This is a genomic window from Streptomyces sp. NPDC055025 (genome assembly GCF_053608565.1).
In genome coordinates, this window is sequence record NZ_JBSGVS010000047.1 from 20,862 (window position 1) to 37,561 (window position 16,700).

General features: G+C 70.8%; 12 protein-coding genes. 10 read left to right on the forward strand and 2 right to left on the reverse strand.

Annotated features, from left to right (window positions below; all coding sequences use genetic code 11):
* Positions 1-78 precede the first annotated feature (78 nt).
* The 8 genes from ACWGDX_RS26615 to ACWGDX_RS26650 all read left to right on the forward strand — a co-directional run bounded on the left by ACWGDX_RS26615 (position 79) and on the right by ACWGDX_RS26650 (position 10,947).
* Entirely contained in the window at positions 79-2,064 is a 1,986-nt protein-coding gene (locus ACWGDX_RS26615; RefSeq protein WP_453629477.1) for a B12-binding domain-containing radical SAM protein, read from the forward strand.
* Positions 2,061-3,137: a multinuclear nonheme iron-dependent oxidase gene (locus ACWGDX_RS26620; RefSeq protein WP_453629479.1), complete on the forward strand. Its 1,077-nt coding sequence runs from the start codon at positions 2,061-2,063 to the stop codon at positions 3,135-3,137. Before ACWGDX_RS26615 ends, ACWGDX_RS26620 begins: the two co-directional genes overlap by 4 nt.
* The gene (locus ACWGDX_RS26625; protein WP_453629481.1) at positions 3,134-4,033 is read left to right on the forward strand and encodes a hypothetical protein; all 900 of its coding nucleotides are present in this window, start codon (positions 3,134-3,136) and stop codon (positions 4,031-4,033) included. The genes ACWGDX_RS26620 and ACWGDX_RS26625 overlap by 4 nt, the downstream gene beginning before the upstream one ends.
* Positions 4,030-5,295, forward strand: a complete 1,266-nt coding sequence (locus ACWGDX_RS26630) for a tetratricopeptide repeat protein (RefSeq protein WP_453629483.1) — start codon at positions 4,030-4,032, stop codon at positions 5,293-5,295. The genes ACWGDX_RS26625 and ACWGDX_RS26630 overlap by 4 nt, the downstream gene beginning before the upstream one ends.
* A gap of 79 nt (positions 5,296-5,374) precedes the next feature.
* Positions 5,375-7,468, forward strand: coding sequence for a JmjC domain-containing protein (locus tag ACWGDX_RS26635; RefSeq protein WP_453629485.1), 2,094 nt, complete (start codon positions 5,375-5,377; stop codon positions 7,466-7,468).
* 40 nt (positions 7,469-7,508) lie between these two features.
* On the forward strand, positions 7,509-8,888 hold the full coding sequence (locus ACWGDX_RS26640; protein WP_453629487.1) for an MFS transporter: 1,380 nt from the start codon (positions 7,509-7,511) through the stop codon (positions 8,886-8,888).
* Positions 8,889-9,005: 117 nt separating this feature from the next.
* Positions 9,006-10,094 carry a metallopeptidase TldD-related protein gene (locus ACWGDX_RS26645; RefSeq protein WP_453629489.1) on the forward strand — a complete coding sequence of 363 codons (1,089 nt, stop codon included), beginning with the start codon at positions 9,006-9,008 and terminating at the stop codon, positions 10,092-10,094.
* A gap of 79 nt (positions 10,095-10,173) precedes the next feature.
* Positions 10,174-10,947, forward strand: coding sequence for a methyltransferase domain-containing protein (locus ACWGDX_RS26650; RefSeq protein WP_453629490.1), 774 nt, complete (start codon positions 10,174-10,176; stop codon positions 10,945-10,947).
* 172 nt (positions 10,948-11,119) lie between these two features.
* Here ACWGDX_RS26650 and ACWGDX_RS26655 read toward each other — a convergent pair whose 3' ends face one another.
* The gene (locus ACWGDX_RS26655) at positions 11,120-12,769 is read right to left on the reverse strand and encodes a thiamine pyrophosphate-binding protein (protein ID WP_453629492.1); all 1,650 of its coding nucleotides are present in this window, start codon (positions 12,767-12,769) and stop codon (positions 11,120-11,122) included.
* A 611-nt stretch (positions 12,770-13,380) separates the two neighbouring features.
* On the opposite strand from ACWGDX_RS26655, the gene ACWGDX_RS26660 reads away from it, so the two are divergent.
* Both ACWGDX_RS26660 and ACWGDX_RS26665 read left to right on the forward strand, forming a co-directional pair.
* The gene (locus ACWGDX_RS26660) at positions 13,381-14,706 is read left to right on the forward strand and encodes an FAD-dependent oxidoreductase (RefSeq protein WP_453629494.1); all 1,326 of its coding nucleotides are present in this window, start codon (positions 13,381-13,383) and stop codon (positions 14,704-14,706) included.
* Between the two features lie 155 nt (positions 14,707-14,861).
* A complete protein-coding gene (locus ACWGDX_RS26665) occupies positions 14,862-15,701 on the forward strand; it encodes an alpha/beta fold hydrolase (protein WP_453629496.1) in 840 nt (279 codons plus the stop codon).
* Between the two features lie 52 nt (positions 15,702-15,753).
* Here the strand turns inward: ACWGDX_RS26665 and ACWGDX_RS26670 are convergent, their stop codons facing one another.
* Entirely contained in the window at positions 15,754-16,599 is an 846-nt protein-coding gene (locus ACWGDX_RS26670) for an NmrA family NAD(P)-binding protein (RefSeq protein WP_453629498.1), read from the reverse strand.
* Positions 16,600-16,700 lie beyond the last annotated feature (101 nt).

Genomic DNA, 16,700 nt, shown 5'->3' on the forward strand with positions numbered 1-16,700 from the left:
TCCATGTCTGGCCCCGCGTCACATCCACCGTCGATCGCATGTGTACGCGGATTTCGAGATGACCTGGGGGAGTGGAGCATGATGGACGCGAGTCCGGTCGATGTAGTTCTCATTTTCCCCCCGCAGACCGAAGCGCGCCTTTTCCCCTATCTCAGTCTTCCCTATCTGGCCGGGCATCTGCGCGCCCTGGGCCGGACGGTGCTTCCGGCCGATCTGAATCTCGGGCTCTTCCATGAACTGCTCAAGCCCGGACCCCTCCTGAGGGCGCGTGACCGCCACCGGACCGCGGACGGCATGCGTTCCTGGTACCGCGCCGCGATGGCCGAGACCGCCATCGAGAACCTGGAGCGACTGCGCGGCCATGTCCTCACCAAGGAAGGCTCGGGCGCACTGGGCCCCGCCCGAGCCGTACGGCTGGCCAATCAGGCGGTCGAACTGATCCTGGAGGACTCCTTCCTGACCCGTGCGTGGAGCGGTCTGGACGTCCTGGACGAGCAGGTGGGGAAGGTGGGATCGCTCGGGGAGGACGCCCTCGACGAACCCACCGCCACGCTGCGCCGGCTGGTGAGACATACCCTCACCGGCGCCCGGCCACGGGTGATCGGTCTGTCCGTCGCCTTCTTCAGCCAGCTCGCACCGGCGCTGCTGATCGCCTGCTGGGCACGCGAGTTCATGCCGGACGCCCGGATCTGGCTCGGTGGCCAGCAGGTGATGCTCAGACATGAGGAGCTCGCCCGGCTCTCCTCGGTCGGCGACAGCGTCGACGCCCTGTGTGTCACCGCCGGCGAGGAGCCTCTGGCGGCGGCGCTCGACGCGCTGGACGGTCGCATGCCCGAGGACGAGGTGCCCGGGGTCGTCCGGATCGGCGGCGGCCGGGGCGGCGGTGAGGTCCTGCCGGTACGGATGACGTTCCGCGACACGGGCCCGCCGGACTTCGCCGGACTCCCTCTGCGTTCCTATGTCGCCGAGGATTTCCAGCTCGCGATCGTCTCCTGCGTCGGCTGCTACTGGGGACGGTGCGTATTCTGTTCCTACGGCAACAGATCGCTGCCGAAAGGCGCGTATCAGCAAGGCACACCGAAGCAGATCGCCGACGCGGTGGAAGCGACGGTAGTGCGGCACGGCGTCGACTTCGTGGCCGTCGTCGACGAGAACACCAATCTGCGGCTGATCGTGCAAGCCATGCGGGAAGTGCGCCGCCGGGGCCTGCGAATTACGTTCAGCACCCGGAACAGACTTGAATCCGTTCTGTTGGACCCGAATTTCTGTCAGGAACTGGCAGATCTTGGTTGCGTTCTGATGAGCGTCGGCTATGAGACCAGTACCCAGCGTCTGCTCGACCGTATGGACAAGGGCGTCACCTCCGACGACTACCAGACCATCGTCGACCATGTGGTGGGCGCCGGGATCAACCTCCGGCTCTCGGTCATGGGCGGTCTGTTCGACGAAACCCAGGCCGAGGCGGAGGCATCGCGGACATTCCTCCAGGACAACGAGACCAGAATCGGGATCGATGTTCTCCAGCTCATGGTGGCGGAACCCGGCACACTGCTCTCCACCGAACCCGGGCGCTACGGTGTCGATCTCGACCGCTCGGGACCGCTCACCTCGAACCCCGAGCTGAACTACCTGGGCGGACGGCACGGTCTGCCGATGACAGCGCAGGACGGTGCCGGACGCGCCGAATCGCTGCGACGGCTGAAGGACACCTTCGAGACGGTCAAGCCGCAGGGCAACGACGCGCTCCCACCCCATCTGCGTCGCACCGAGGGCGGCGTGACCCCGGTCCGGCGGGCACGACTGCGCCCTTGGGCACGCCCCGTGCCAGCGCGTGCGGCCGACGCGCTGACCGGCGGCGACACACGGTCGTTGCTGCTGGCCGACCTCGTCTGGCAGCAGATCTTCGCCCTCCCCCGTGAACACATCGGTGTCGCGGAGGAAGCGGCGGACGTACTTACGGCGCGCACCGAACCCGGAGCCAAGCTGCTGGGCCGCCTTGTCGCATCCGATACCGCCGTCCGCGTACCGCTCACGGCCTCTCTCGTCGCACGGAGCTCCTCATGACCGTCCATGTGCCACCGGCCGCGGGGTCCGCAGGGACCGCACAGGCCCCACGGACCACACCTGTCACGCGGACCACACCTGTCGCAGGGACCGCACCGGCCGCCGGGGCCACCGCGGCGGAGCAGGTGAACCCCCGGCTCGGACTGGGCGTCGGCATGGATCTGCCCTGGGGCGAGAAGACCGGATTCGCCGAGACCGCCGAGGGCGGTGATGTCACCCCCCGGGTAAGGGCGTTCCTCAAGCGCCACGCCGGCCACTTCGGCTACTCCTTCTTCGCGTTCCAGCCCCGTAACAGGGCCCGGCTGCGCGCCACCGACTATGTGCGCGCCTACGACCGTCTCTACGAGGCCATGCCGGCGGGACCGCCCCGCGCCTTCCACCAGACGCTGCTGAACATGGGAACGCCCGAGGTGTACGACCGCCGTCCGGTCGCCGAGTTCACCAATGAGCTGCACGCGCGCTACGGATTCTCCTGGGTGGTCGAGGACCTGGGCATCTGGAGTCTGCGCGGCCGGCCGCTGCCGTACCCCCTGCCGCCCGTCATGACCGAACGCGGTCTGGAACTGGCGACCGAGAACGCCAGACAGACCCGTGAGCTGCTCGAACCGCCGCTGCATGTCGAATTCCCCGGGTACACCGAAGGCGGTTCCTTCATCCTGGGCGGCCTCGACGGCTTCGACTACTTCAAGCGACTCGCCGACGACGCGGAGGTGTGGGTCACCCTGGATGTCGGCCACATCCTGAGCTACCAATGGCTGCGGGGCCGTACGGGACCGTCCATGTACGACGAGATCGAGCGGCTGCCGCTGGACCGCTGCCGCGAGCTGCACCTGTCCGGCTGCCAGATCGTCGGCGGGAAGTTCCGGGACCTCCACCACGGGATCCTCCTGGACGAGCAGCTCGAACTGACCCGTCATCTGCTGCCCGTATGCCCGAATCTGCTCGGTGTCACCTACGAGGACCCGGTCTACGGTGAGGACGGCGTGCTCATCGAGAAATCCCGTCGCAACTACGAACGTCTGCGTCTCCTCGTCGCCGAATGGGCCGCGTGTCCCGGACAGAGCGCCTCATGACGACCGCGACGGGACCCGGACTCGACGGCGACGGCCTCTCCGGCTCCGGCGACGACCTCTGCGGCGACGACCTCTCCGGCGGCGAACTGACGGAGCTGCTGCTGCGGCTGCTCACCGACGACGACTACCGGGAGCACCTCGGCGAACGGGGCGCCGGGGAACTGGCGAGGAACGACGCCGAACTCTCCTGCCTGAGCAGTATCGACCAACGGGAACTCGACTACACCGCACGGCGGTTCCGCGGCTATCTCTGGAGCGGCGAGGGGGCCGGCGGAATCGCCGGGGCGTTCCCGCGCTCCCTCACACTGCTGGAGCGGGCGGGCTGGACCCGGAAGCGGCTGCTCGCCGGATTCGTCCGGTCACCTGAGTTCGACGGCTACCGGGTCGTGCCCTACGCGGGCGAGGGGACCTCGTTGGAGGAGGCTTTCGCGACTTTCGCGATGAGCCTGTCCCCTGAGCCCGCCGATCTGGAGGCGCCCGCGCCCGCCCATGTGGATACGCCCGCGCCCGCCGGTCTGGAGGCGGCCGAGTCCGATGACGCGCGGACCGCGCGAACCGCGCGGACACTGCGGTGCACGCTCCAGCACGAGATGCTGCTGGCGGTGTTCACCGCGCTGGTCCATGAACACCCGGTCGCCTTCCGGGTCGGCATCGAGGGCGTCATGCCCACCGACAACGGCCACGCGGTCCTGCGCCGCTATCCGGCGGAGGTCCTCACGGGCTGGGGCACGGCGGTCCCCGGCGATGGCGCGGAGAGGTGGTGCCTGTACTCGGCCACGCCCCGGGGCGTGGCCTTCGGGCCTGTCTCGCGGAGGGTGGCCGACGCCCTGTCCCGCCCCGGAGAACCGGCGGCGGAGAAGGTCAGGGAAGCCCTGCGGATGCGAGGTATCTGGTGACATCGCTCGAAGAGGCGGGTGACGGTCTGACCGTGGTGCCGGAGCACGGCCATGTCCTCCCGGTCTGGGACGTCCGGGAGTTCCGTGAGGAGAGACTGCTCTTCTTCGACCGCCATCTGGATCTGAAGCATGTGCCCGACGACGACTGCGCGGCACTGGCCCGGCTGCGCGGACGCCCCCGCGACCTGGCCGCCGAGTGCAGACGCCTGCCCTTCCGTGAGCCGGGGCACGGCCGTTACGGACTGGACGACTTTCTCTATCCGGCGCTGGCCGGCGGCTGGCTGGCCTCCGTGTGCTGGGTCGTCCCCGGCGACGCGGGCCGTGACCCCGCCGCCTCGCTGCTGGGCGCACTGAGTCTCGTACCGCACGTGGGCCGGCGGGTGATCGAGACCTTCTCCCGGGAGCCGTGGAGCGTCCGGGCGGAACTGCCCGTCGGCACCGTCTCCTGCACCGGTCTGCCCGGTCTGGGGCCGGAGGCCCTGGACGGGATCACCGCGGCCGACTTCGATCTCGACTTCTTCGTCGACAGCGACGGCACCGTCGACCACACCGTCGGCGAAGTGATGGCGAAGCTCGGCGGGACGAGGACGAAGATCCGCAGTTGGACCGGCTCCATGAGTGTGTCCAGCGGATTCGTGCCGCCGGAATTCACCTCACTGGCAGGCGAACTGGCCGAGGGACTGGGCATCGCGTTACGGGCGCCCACGGCGGACACGTTCATCCGGGACGGAGACAGCGCCTCGCCCGAGCGCAGCCTGCTGGCGGCCGCGCTCGGCGCGCCGGTCGCTCCGGCGGAACTGGCCCGGCTGTGGGACGGGGAACTCGCGGGCATGGGCCCGGAGGGGGTCACCCTGCGCGCTGTCCTGGACGCCCAGTCGGGCCGGATCGACGATGCCGTCGACGGTGTGCACCTGGCCCGTTCGCAAGGAGCCCACGCCACCTGGCCCGCGTACACGGCCGGGATCGCCGCCATGCGGGCGGGGCGGCACGGCACCGCCCTCGAATTGTTCGACCTGTGCACCGAGCGGATCTCCGACACCCTGGACGCCCACGCGAGCCTCCTGGGAGCGATCTGCGCGCTGCGCCTCGGCAACGGTCCCGACGGGGTACGGCGGGCCCGCCGCACGCTGGAGGTCATCCCCCTGCACCGTGAAGCGGCCGATCTGCTCGCCCTGGCCGGCCGCCGAAGTGGCGACGCCGCGGCGGAGCGCGAGGCACAGCGGCACGCCGGAAGTCTCGCGGAGGTGTGGAATGGCTCCTGACAGCGGCATCCGCTCCTCCGGCGTCCACCCCACCGGGCCCCTCCCTCCCGGAGCGTCCACCGGCGACTTCCTCCCAGGTATGAGCCGGGACGTGTTCTTCGGCGAATACTTCCGCCGCAGGCCGTTCGTGCTGCGCGCCGCCACCCGGGGGCTTCTCGACCCGCCTCTGACCGTCGCCGAGTTCGACGGCATCCGGGAGCGGATGGTCCGCGAGGATCCCGTACAGGTCGTCGAACGTCCGGGCGAGGCCTGGTTCGTACGGGTCGCGGACCTCACCAGTCCGCGGCTGGCCGCGCTCAGTGACACGGTCCGGCAGACCCTGGACTGGCCGAACGTCTGGTGCGACGCGGTCCAGACCCTGGCGCCCTCGGGCATCGGCTGTCACTTCGACGACAGCGACAACTTCGTGCTCCAGCAGGAAGGCACCAAACGCTGGCAGCTCTCCCCGCCGTCCGGCCTGCCCGAGGACTCGCTGCGGCGCCGTATGGTCGGCGACCACTCGGTCGGCACGGCCTATATGCCGGACGACGCCCTCGAATTCGTGCTCGCGCCCGGGGACATCCTCTATCTGCCGATCTTCTGGAGTCACTGGGGAGTCAGTGACGGTCCTTCGCTGAGTGTCAGCGTCGCCCTCAACTCGGCCAATGCCCTGGACTCCGTACTTCCCCTGATCGCCGAGGAGCTGAGATCACAGCGGGCGTGGTGGGAGCCGCTGCCCGCCGGCCGGGACAGCCTCGACACGCTGTGGGACAGCCTCACCGATCCCGCGCTGCGGAGCCGGATCCGGGACGCCCTGCGGGAACGGCACCGAGCCGGAGTCGCACACGGCCTGAGCGCGCAACGGACCGCCGACGCGGGCACGGGCGCGGGTACGGGCGGAGGCGGAGGCACGGGTGGGGGTACGGGTACGGGTGGGGGTACGGGTGCGGGTGCGGAGGACGAGGTGTCGGGCGGCGGCGCCCGGCCGTCGCCCCTGGCCCTCTCCCTGGGCAGCGGGGCGCTTCGCGAACTGGTCGGCCGACCCCCGGAGCTGCCGAGGGCGCGGGACCTGCTCTCCGGTCCCACCTCCGCGGACCTCTGGGCGTCCGCTCGCGCTGAGCACACCCGTCACGTCCTCATCCGGCTGCTGCGTCTGCTGCGCCACCGGAGCGCCGACTGGGCCGGCCGGCCGGACATCCGGCGAACCGCCCGGACGGTGATCGGCCTGCTGGCGGCGGCCGATGAGCGGGAACTGACGGAACTGGGCCGCCATCCGGTCCTGTTGGGGGCCGTACGGCGCGCGGAACACGAGGCCGCCGCCGACTACCGGCAGGCCGGTGACGAGTTCGTTCCGCAGGTGGCGTCCGTCGTCCTCGGACTCGCCGTCCGGCATCCCGAGGTGCCGGCGGGCCACCCGCTGACCGTCGCCCGATCCGATCCGGGCGGGATCGTGGCGCTGCCGCCCGGTGAACGGTGGTCGGTCCGGGGCACGCTCGCCGAGAACGGCGGTGTGCGCTTCGAGGAGACGAGCGGCGTCCCGTCACTCCGTACGGCCGACGGCACCTGGCACCCCGCCGTCGTGGAACCGCTGGCGACGGTCCCCGGCTCCTCGCTCCATCTGCTGGAGCGGGCTCATGGCTGGTGGGACCGGGCCGGTCCGCACGGTGTGTCCTGGCACTGCGGGCGACCGCCCACCCCCACCGCGGACCTCTCCGCCCGCGCGGCGGACGCCGTGGCCCTGCTGGCCGACTGCTGGCCCGAGGCCCTGGCCGCCGCCGAGGCACAGCTGCTGGTTTTCGCGCAGCCCGGCACGCCGGACGAATGGCTCTCCCGGCCCCCTGAGGAACCGGCGTCGGCCCGGACCCTGGCCGCCGGTCTGGTGACCGTGCTCGCGCGGGCCCAATGGCGGCTCATCACGGACCTGTTCCCCGACCCGGAGCAGCCACTGCCGCCGCTGGAGTCCCCATGGGACGGCTCGTCCCGCTCGGCCAAGTGGGTGTGCGGACAGATCTTCGCGGCGCATACGCGGAACGAACTGAGCCGCCGTCTGCTCGGCCGGGGGACCGGAGCCGTCGGCGTGGCGGCCGACGGGGAACGGGCGGCGGCCCAGCTCCTTGAGGGGCTGTCAGGACGGCGGCCGGATCCGGACGGCTGGTTCGAAGCCTTTTCGACGACACAGAAGCAGGTCCTATGACGACATACGAGCAGGACCAGACGGGGGACAGAGCACCTCGATGACATCCGCCGACACCACCGGGACGAGCGGTTCCTGGCGCGCAGTGCTGCGCGATCCGACGTTCGCCCGGGTATGGATCAGCCAGCTGACGAGTTCGCTGGGTGACCAGATGTTCCCGTTCGCCATCGCCACATCGGTTCTTGTCGAGGACGACAGTGTCACCGGGTTCGGGGCCGTTCTCGCCGCCCGCGCCCTTGGCATGGCTCTGTGCGTGCTCATCGGGGGAGTGGTGGCCGACCGCTTCCCGCGCATCAGGATCATGTGGAGCGTCGACGTACTGCGCGCCGTCGTCGTCGCCGGTGCGGCGATGGCCGTGCTCGGCGCGCCTACCTGGGCGCTCGCGCTGCTGGTGCTGCTGGTCGGCGCGGGAGAGGCCTTCTTCGACCCGGCCTACGAGTCGCTGCTGCCCCGGATCGTCCCCAAGCGGCAGCTGGAAGCGGCGAATTCACTGACCACGGCGACCGAGCGCACGATCGGCATCCTCGGCCCCACGGTGGCGGGCGCGGTGGTCGCGTTGATCGGTGCCCGGAGCGCGCTGCTCTTCGACGCCGCCACCTTCGCGGCCAGCGCCCTGCTGCTGCTCGGTGTGAAGGAGAAGGCCAGGACCAAGACCGAGGCCACGGCCACGGCGGAGAAACCCACGGAGCAGGCCGGGAAACCCACGGAGCCGGCCTGGGGCGGTTCGGTGATCCGAGAGGTGCTGGAGGGATTCCGCGAGGCCCGGTCCCGGCCCTGGGTCTGGGCGATCCTGCTGATGTCGTTGTTCCATGTGCTGACCACCGTCCCGGTCTGGTTCGTCCTGCTGCCGGAGCGGCTGCTGCGATCGACGTCGGACACGGTCGCCTACGGGGTCGTACTGGCCGCCTTCTCCGCGGGCGCGCTGATCGGCGGGATCCTGGTACGTCGCGGGATTCGCAGCGGTTCCGGCACGGTGGCGCTGCTCTCGCTGCTGCCGTTCGGGCTGGCGGTGGGGCTGCTCGGGGTGACCAGTTCCGTTCCGGTACTGACCCTTGCCGCGATTCCCGCCGGTGCCGGGCTCGCTTCGTTCCAGGTGCTGTGGATGAGTGCCCTCCAGCGGACCATTCCGGATGAACTCCTGGGCCGCGTCATGTCGTTGGACTGGCTGTCCTCCACAGCGGCGGCGCCGGTCGGCTACGCGCTGGTGGGGCTCGCGCTCGCGAAGGTGCCCGTATGGGTGATCACGCTGACCGGTGCCGCGCTGTTCGTGGTGAGCACGCTGGTACCGCTCCTCGTCTCCGGCGTACGGGAGTTCGGCGGGCGCGCGGGGCCGGACTCCCATCCGGAGGCCGAGGCCGAGCCCGAAGCCGGGGCCGAAACCGAGGCCGAGGCCGGGCGTCCGGTGGTGAGCGAGGCCTGACGGGTGGACGAGGGCGCGTATCGCGGGGTGACGGTCTCCGGTCCGTCATCGGAACCGGCGATCACCGAGCGGGCCACCGGCCGCGACGAAGACGCTCCGCCTGCGGAACGGGTCCGGGTGCGTGCAACGGCCCTCGCGGTGCGCCGTACGGCTCTGGAGATCGCCGAGGGCGTCGGGGCGGAAGGGGCAGGGGTCGTCGCCCGAGTGGGCAGCCGCAGGGTGAGCCACCGGGCGGGCGGCTGGGCGGGCGGCAGGACGAGCGGCGGGGAGAGCCGCCGGGCGGACGGTGTCGCGGGCGGCGAGGACCCGGTCCGGCGGACCCGGCTGGAGACCCTCGTACAGATCCAGGTGCCCACGGCCGGCCGGCCGGTACCCCTGCTGTGGCAGTGGGCCGGTGCCGATCCGGTCGCCGCGTTGCGGTCGGCGGCGGCCCAGGTGGCGGGCGAGATCCGGGCCGCCTCGGCGGCCGTGCCCCTGGAGGCGGAGTTCACGGGGACCGTGGTGCTGGCGCCCGAGGTCGCGGTGCACTTTGTCCACGAGACGCTCGGGCACAGCCTGGAGGCCGACAACTACCGTGACTACGCGGCACGTTCGGGGCTGGAGCTGGGCACGCGGGTCGGTACGGAAGCCCTCACCGTGCTGGACGGTCCGGCCGAGGGACTGGAGACCTCGTACCGGTGCGATGACGAAGGGACCCTCGCGACCGCGACACCGCTGGTGGACGCGGGAACGGTGGCGGGTGTGATGACCGACACCGCGGAGGCGGCCCGTCAGGGACTGCCGCGTACCGGCAACGGCCGACGGTCCTTCGGGGCCGGACTCGTCCAGCCGAGGATGTCGGCACTGCGGGTGGCCGCGGGGGCCACGCCGTCCGCCGACCTGATTCGGTCCGTGCGGCGGGGGCTGTACTGCCGTGGCGCGTGGGGCGGCGGTTCGGTGGAGGAGATGTTCGTGGTCCGCCCGGCCTATGCGGAGTGGATCGAGAACGGTGAACTCACCGGGGTGCTCGTGCGCCGTCTCGACATCAAGGGCCGTAAGACAGCCGCGCTGCGGGAGCTGCGCGAGGTGGCGGACGACCCTGTCGTCTTCAATCCGGTCACCGGCTGCGGCAAGAACGGGCAGGAGCTGCCGGTCAGCGTGGCGAGCCCGTCCATGGCCTTCGGCCGGCTGACCGTGGTGCCGATGCGGGGCGCGACCGCGAACTGAACCGTCCGCCGGCCGTGCTCGTCCGGAAGTCGGCTTACAGGCGGTCGTCATGATCGGCCGGAGTGATTGACTTACGCGCATGTCGACGAAACTCGGGGTATCCCGACCTGACCAGGCCGCCTATATGCTGCGGGCCGCCGCAGGCGATGCCGGTCGCGCGTACAAGCGGGAGCTGATCGACCTGTTGGACGTCCGGCCGGGCCAGACCGTGCTGGACGTGGGATGCGGTCCGGGCACCGACCTGGCCGCGCTGGCGGAACGCGCCGGTGAGAGGGGCGCGGTGATCGGTGTGGACCGTGACCCCGCCATGCTCGCCGAGGCCCGTCGGCGTACGGAACACCTGCCTGGAGTGGAGATCCGCGAGGGGGACGCCCATGCCCTTCCCGTCGAGCCGGGAACGGTGGACCGGGCCAAGATCGACCGGGTTCTGATGCACGTCGCCGAACCCGCTGACGTACTCGTACAGCTGCACCGCGCCACCCGGCCGGGCGCTCTGATCGGTCTTGTCGAACCCGACTGGGACACCCTGGTCGTCGACGCGGAAGACCTGGAGACAAGCCGCGCCTTCACCCGCTACACCACCGCGGAAGTGGTACGCCACGCCACCATCGGCCGCCGCCTTGCCCGTCTCGCCGAGCAGGCGGGATTCGGCGTCGAGACGGTCCGCGCCACGACACCGGTGTTCCGCGATTTCCAGGACGCGGACCACACGCTGGGACTCGGCCGCAATACGCAACAGGCCATCGAGGCCGGCCATATCGACCGGGACCGTGGCCACCGCTGGTTCGCGGACCTCTCCCAGGGGACATTCTTCGCGTCGTTCTCCCTTGTCAGCGTGATCTGCTCCCGCTAGTGCTGTGGCCGGAAGGGTTCACCGGCTCGCGACACCCGGCACGGCACCTCGCCGCGTTGTCGCCGCGTTGTCGGAGTCGCTCGCGTACGTCCCAGTAGAGGACGATCCTCCGCCTTGCGATGTACCGCACCAGCCGCCCCGGGCTGATCCACGAAGATCCGCCGGGCACGCCCTAGCCGAGGTGCTTGGCGATCTCCCAGCTCGCCGCCAGTTCGACATCGCCGTTGATCCGTACGTCGACCAGGACCGGGCCTTCCTCGACGGCCAGTGCTCTGTCGATCTCGCCGAGGTCGTCGGGCCGGCGCACGGTGAAGCCCTTGGCGCCGAAGCCGGCCGCCAGTTCGGCGAAGTCGGGTTCCGGCATGTCGGCGTAGGACGGGTTCAGCTTCTTGTGGATCAGATCGTGCTTCTCCTGGCCCACCGCCTCGTCGTTGAAGACGATCACCGTGAGCGGCAGCCTGTGGCGCACGGCCGTATGGAAGTCGGCGACGTTCATCATGAACGAGGCATCCCCGGTCGCGTGCGTCACACGTTGTCCCGGGCGGGCGAAGCAGGCGCCGATCGCGAGGGCCAGGCCCTGGCCGATGGCGCCGAAGTCCCAGCCGATCGCCCAGTTCTCCGCGCGCGGCACGGTGAGGATCTTCGCGCAGACCATGCCCGCGTGGCCGCCGTCGACCACCAGGACGCGGTCGTCCTTCGGCAGGGCGTCCTCCAGGTGCTGTACGGCGCGACGCGGATCCGTGGCGTCCCCGTCGTTGTAGTGCACCGACTTCGGCCCACGGTCGTCCTGGAGCCGCTGTACGAGTCCGGGGTCGGGCCGGCGCGCCTCCACCGTCCGGGCGAGCCGGTCCGTCAGGGCCGCCACGCCCGTTCCGGCGTCGGCCGTCATCCCGACGGCCACCCGGGCGAACCAGCCGAAAGCGTCCGGCCGGTCGTCGATCTGGATGATCTTCTTCCCGTTCGCCAGGATTTTGCCGAAGTCGGTCGTCCATTCGTTCAGGCTGGCGCCGACGACCACCAGCACATCGCTCTCGGCGAGCGTTTCCACGGTCAGCCGCGAACCCAGTCCGCCGCTGACTCCCAGATACAGCGGATAATCCGCGCAGAATCCGGCGGCGAGAATGGATACGGCGACCGGTGAGGCAAGACGCTCGGCCAGTGCGCGCACCTCGGATTCCACTCCGGAGTCCCTCGCCCCGAGTCCGCAGAGAATCGCCGGGCGCCGAGCCGACGCGAGCAGCTTGACCGCTTCCTCGACATCCTCGGTACGCGGCGGCTGGAGCGGGTTGGGCGTGTACATGGGCCGGTAGGTCCAGCCGGGGTCCGGGATCTCCGTCTGCTGGATGTCCTGGGGCAGATTCAGAATGAACGGCCCTTTCCGGACCTTGATCTGACGGAATGCCTCCCCGAGGCAGTAGTCCACGTTGTGCACCGATTCCAGCCGGACGGTGGCCCCGGCGGTGAGTCCGGCGAGTGCCTGCTGGTCCACCATTCCCTGCGGGTTGTACGGATCGCGGAGGGAGGCGTGTCCGGCGAGCACCATCAGGGGGGTGCGGTGGAGCCGCGCGGCCACCAGCGAGGTCGTGGCATTGGTACAGCCGGGTCCTTGGGTGACCGACGCGAGACCGGGCTTCCCGCTGAACCGGGCGTAACCGTCGGCCATACCGACAGCGCTGGATTCGTGGTGGGCGTGGACGAATGTCGCGCCGTGCCGTTCGCCCAGGTCCACGATCATGTCCTGGTTCGCGTCCCCCATCACGGCGAACAAGTGGTCGAGTCCTTCGGCGGCGATCGCGTCGGTGACAGCTTGGAATGCCTTCATCGGGATTTTCCTTCGGGTTCGGCTGGTCTTGAACCGACAGGCGCCGGCGCTTTCGGCGGAATGCGGCGATGTCGTTCTCCGCGCGCGATCCACGGTGCGGCCGAATGGGTTCTCCGGCCGTCGCGGGAGAGCCAGAGCGTAATGCACCCTCACGCCGTGGATCCCGACGACAGGGCGCGGTGAGTGCGGCGGTCCCGAGGCGGTACCGATTCGGCGTAACTCCGATGGGATACGGCCCCTCATGACGCACGGCCTCTGGTCGCGCGAGCTTTCGCCGCGCCGGCCCCGTTCCACATCCGCGCCGGCCCCGTTCCGGATTCGTTCCCGACCCGTTCGGAATTCATTCCCGACCCGTTCCGGCACCGCCCGGTGGTCCCGCCGAGGCGGCGCTGACACCGCCTGGGCCCAGCAAGATCCAAACGAAAGGCCCTAGGGCGCGGTTTGCCCCCGTTGTCAACGGAGCGTCCCCAGCGGGATTACCGGGCAGTGGGTCACCGATTACCGGCCGGAGTTAGCGTCCCTGAGTCCTGAGGGACACAGGCGTCCACCAGTGGCGGACGGCAGGGGTGGCAGACACGAGCGGTGACGGACACATGAGGAGGCACCCCGCCATGACGGGTGAGAAGTTGCGACGGGCCGTGGTGTTGGGCGGGAGCATCGCGGGTCTGCTCGCGGCGCGGGCACTGTCGGAGGCCTACGACGAGGTCGTCGTGGTCGACCGGGACGGGCTGAGCGATCTCCCGGGGAACCGGCGCGGAGTGCCGCAGGGACGCCATGTCCACGGGATACTGGCCCGGGGCCAGCAGATCATCGAAGAGTATTTCCCCGGTATCACCGAGGAGTTGGAGGCGGCCGGCGCCGTCACGGGTGATGTGGCGGGGAACGTCCGCTGGATCATGGACGGCATCCCGATGAGCAAGGGCGACTCCGGACTCCTCGCGGTGTCCGTCGCCCGGCCCACGCTGGAGGCGCACATCCGGCACCGGGTACGCGCGCTGGCGAACGTCGGGATCCTGGACCGCAGAGAGGTCGTCGGACTGCGGTTCGCCCCTGTCACACACCATGTGACGGGCGTACGGACGATGGACCGCCAGGACCCGGGCGGCACATCCGTCGTCCACGCCGATCTCGTGGTCGACACCATGGGACGCGGCTCGCAGATCCCGAGGTGGCTGAAGGACCACGGGTGGCCGGCTGTCCCGGAGGACCGGACCCAGGTCGGTCTCACCTACACCACGCGTCACTACCGGGCGGGGCCCGAGCCGTCGCCCGGCGACATCTCCGTCGACATCGTCGCCACACCGGACAACCCTCGCGGTGCGATATGCGCGCGCATCGACGGCGGGCGTCAGATCGTGACCGCGTACGGAATCCTCGGCGACGTACCGCCCACCGACCCGGAGGGCTTTCTCGACTTCCTCAAGTCGCTCTCCTCGCCGGAGATCTACGAGGCGCTGGTGGTCGACAGGGAGCCGCTCGACGCCCCGGTGTCCTACCGGTTCCCCGCCAGTCTGCGCCGCCGCTACGAGCGGATGGACCGGTTCCCGGCCGGGCTGCTCGCCATGGGGGACGCGGTGTGCAGCTTCAACCCGACGTACGGACAGGGGATGACGGTCGCGGCCCTCGGCTCCGTTGTACTGCGCGCGCACGCGGCGGCCGGCGGACCGCCCGATCCGGTGGCCTACTTCCGTGATCTCGCCCGCGACGCGGTGGACGAGGCATGGCGCCAGGCACTCGGCAACGATCTGGGCTTTCCCGGGGTCGAGGGAGTCAGGACACCGGAGATCCTCGCCGACCAGGAGTACATCGGCCGGGTCCTGGAGGCGGCGCAGCGGGACGGTGACGTCGCGGCGGCCTACGCGCGTGTCATCGGTCTCGTCGACCCGCCGGAGGCGTTGCGCTCCGCGAGAGTACGGGAGGCGCTGAAAGCGGACTGACGCGTCGCCCCGGACCGGCGCGTCGGGGCACCGCCCGCCGCCCGCCGCGCCGGCGGAGGACCGGCCGCACACGCGCGGCACGCGACCGGTCCGAGGGCCCGTTCGTTCCCCCGTCCACCCGTCACCCGCCCACCCTCCACGGACAGGCAGCCCTGATGCGGATCTCCTTGAACGAGCTGGTCTTCGACGTCGACGTGGCGGGACCCGAGGACGGCGACCCGGTACTCCTGCTCCACGGCTTTCCGCACAACCGGCAGTCCTGGAGCGACATCGCGCCGGTCCTGCACCGGGCCGGGCTGCGCACCGTCGCCCCCGACCAGCGCGGCTACTCACCCGGTGCCCGGCCGGAACCGGTGGAGGCGTACGCGCTCCGGGAGGTGGCGGGCGACGCCCTGGGCATCCTGGACGCCCTCGGTATCGCCTCGGCGCATGTCGCCGGGCACGACTGGGGCGCGGTGGTCGGCTGGTATCTGGCGGCGCGGGTCCCGGAGCGGGTACGGAGTCTGACGGCGGCGGCGTTCCCGCATCTGGACGCCTATCAGCACGCGCTGCGGGTGGACCCCGAGCAGCGGGACCACTCGGGGTACATCGAGGTCCTCAGCGCCGAGGACGCGGCCGACGCCTTCCTCGCCGACGGCGCGGCCGGGCTCGACGGATGGTTCCGGCAGGCGGGCGAGGGCGTGCTGAGCGAGGAGCAGATCCAGCGGTACGTCCGTACCCACACCAGCCCCGGCACCCTGCGGGCCGCGCTCAAGTGGTACCGGGCGGGGACCCTGCGCGACGACACGGATCGGCTCGGGCCCGTCGCCGTGCCGACCACGCACATCTGGAGCGAACACGACCCGGCGGTCGGTGTCTTCGCCGCGGAGCACACCGCGGACCATGTGACGGGGGAGTACCGCTTCGTCCGTCTCCAGGGGGTCTCGCACTGGCAGCCCCAGCAGGTCCCGGAGACGATCGCCGCGGAGATCCTCCACCGGGCGGGCCGCGTCTGACCGTCGTACGCGGGCCGTCCGGCCGGTCTGTGCGCACCGTCCGTACGGACGGTCAGTCGTCCCAGGCTCCGGCCGCCGCGGCCGCGGCGACGAAATCGGTGAAGTCCCGGGGGGCCCGGCCCAGTACCCGCTGGACGCCGTCCGAGAGATAGGCGTCCTCGCCGTCCCGTATCCAGCCGAACAGCTTCGCCACGAAATGGGCCTGACCGGGCGGAACACCCCGCGCGGTGAGACCGGCCACGTACTCGTCCTCGGAGACCGGCACATAACGGACGGCGCGGCCGGTCGCCTTGGCGATCGTGTCCACGGCCTCTCCCATGCTCAGGGCGCGCGGCCCGGAGAGGGCGTGGACAACGCCCTCGTGTCCGTCCCGGGTGAGGACCGCCGCCGCGACCTCGGCGATGTCCTCGGCGTCGATGAACGGCTCCATGCCGTCGCCGCTCGGCAGCCGCAGTTCCCCGGCCCGTACCGGCGCGCGCAGGATCTCGTCCTCGGTGAAGCCCTGCATGAACCAGGTCGGCCGCAGAATCGTCCAGGCGCCGCCGGACTCCCGCAGCGCGTTCTCCGTCGCCAGCAGTTCCGGTTCACCGGAGTCGGCCCAGCCGCGCGCGGAGAGCAGGACCAGCCGCTCGACGCCCCGCTCGACGGCGAACGGGGCGAAGGCCCGCATCCGTTCGGCGGCGTGCTCGTCCTGCGCGTCCACCAGATAGGCGGCGCGCGCACCGGACACCGCGGGCTCCCAGGTGGACTCGTCGAACCAGTCGAACCGGACCGGTGTGGAGCGGGCCACGGCCCGGACGTCCTCACCGAGCCGCCGAAGCCGGGCCACCAGATGCCGGCCGGTCTTGCCGGTGCCGCCGATGACCAGGATGGGACCGTGTCCGCCGCCGCGTTCCATGCCGTCGAGTAGACCATGAACAACGCGGCGGCCAGGGGTGGTTGACCGAAGCGGCGGGTCGGACGGCGTACGGTCCGCATACGGGACCGGCGCGCCCCCGC

Coding starts and splice junctions, on each gene's coding strand:
- ACWGDX_RS26615 (WP_453629477.1), top strand. CDS start 79: ATGATGGACGCGAGTCCGGTCGATGTAGTTCTCATTTTCCCCCCGCAG.
- ACWGDX_RS26650 (WP_453629490.1), top strand. CDS start 10,174: ATGTCGACGAAACTCGGGGTATCCCGACCTGACCAGGCCGCCTATATG.
- ACWGDX_RS26655 (WP_453629492.1), bottom strand. CDS start 12,769: ATGAAGGCATTCCAAGCTGTCACCGACGCGATCGCCGCCGAAGGACTC.
- ACWGDX_RS26620 (WP_453629479.1), top strand. CDS start 2,061: ATGACCGTCCATGTGCCACCGGCCGCGGGGTCCGCAGGGACCGCACAG.
- ACWGDX_RS26625 (WP_453629481.1), top strand. CDS start 3,134: ATGACGACCGCGACGGGACCCGGACTCGACGGCGACGGCCTCTCCGGC.
- ACWGDX_RS26640 (WP_453629487.1), top strand. CDS start 7,509: ATGACATCCGCCGACACCACCGGGACGAGCGGTTCCTGGCGCGCAGTG.
- ACWGDX_RS26660 (WP_453629494.1), top strand. CDS start 13,381: ATGACGGGTGAGAAGTTGCGACGGGCCGTGGTGTTGGGCGGGAGCATC.
- ACWGDX_RS26665 (WP_453629496.1), top strand. CDS start 14,862: ATGCGGATCTCCTTGAACGAGCTGGTCTTCGACGTCGACGTGGCGGGA.
- ACWGDX_RS26635 (WP_453629485.1), top strand. CDS start 5,375: ATGAGCCGGGACGTGTTCTTCGGCGAATACTTCCGCCGCAGGCCGTTC.
- ACWGDX_RS26670 (WP_453629498.1), bottom strand. CDS start 16,599: ATGGAACGCGGCGGCGGACACGGTCCCATCCTGGTCATCGGCGGCACC.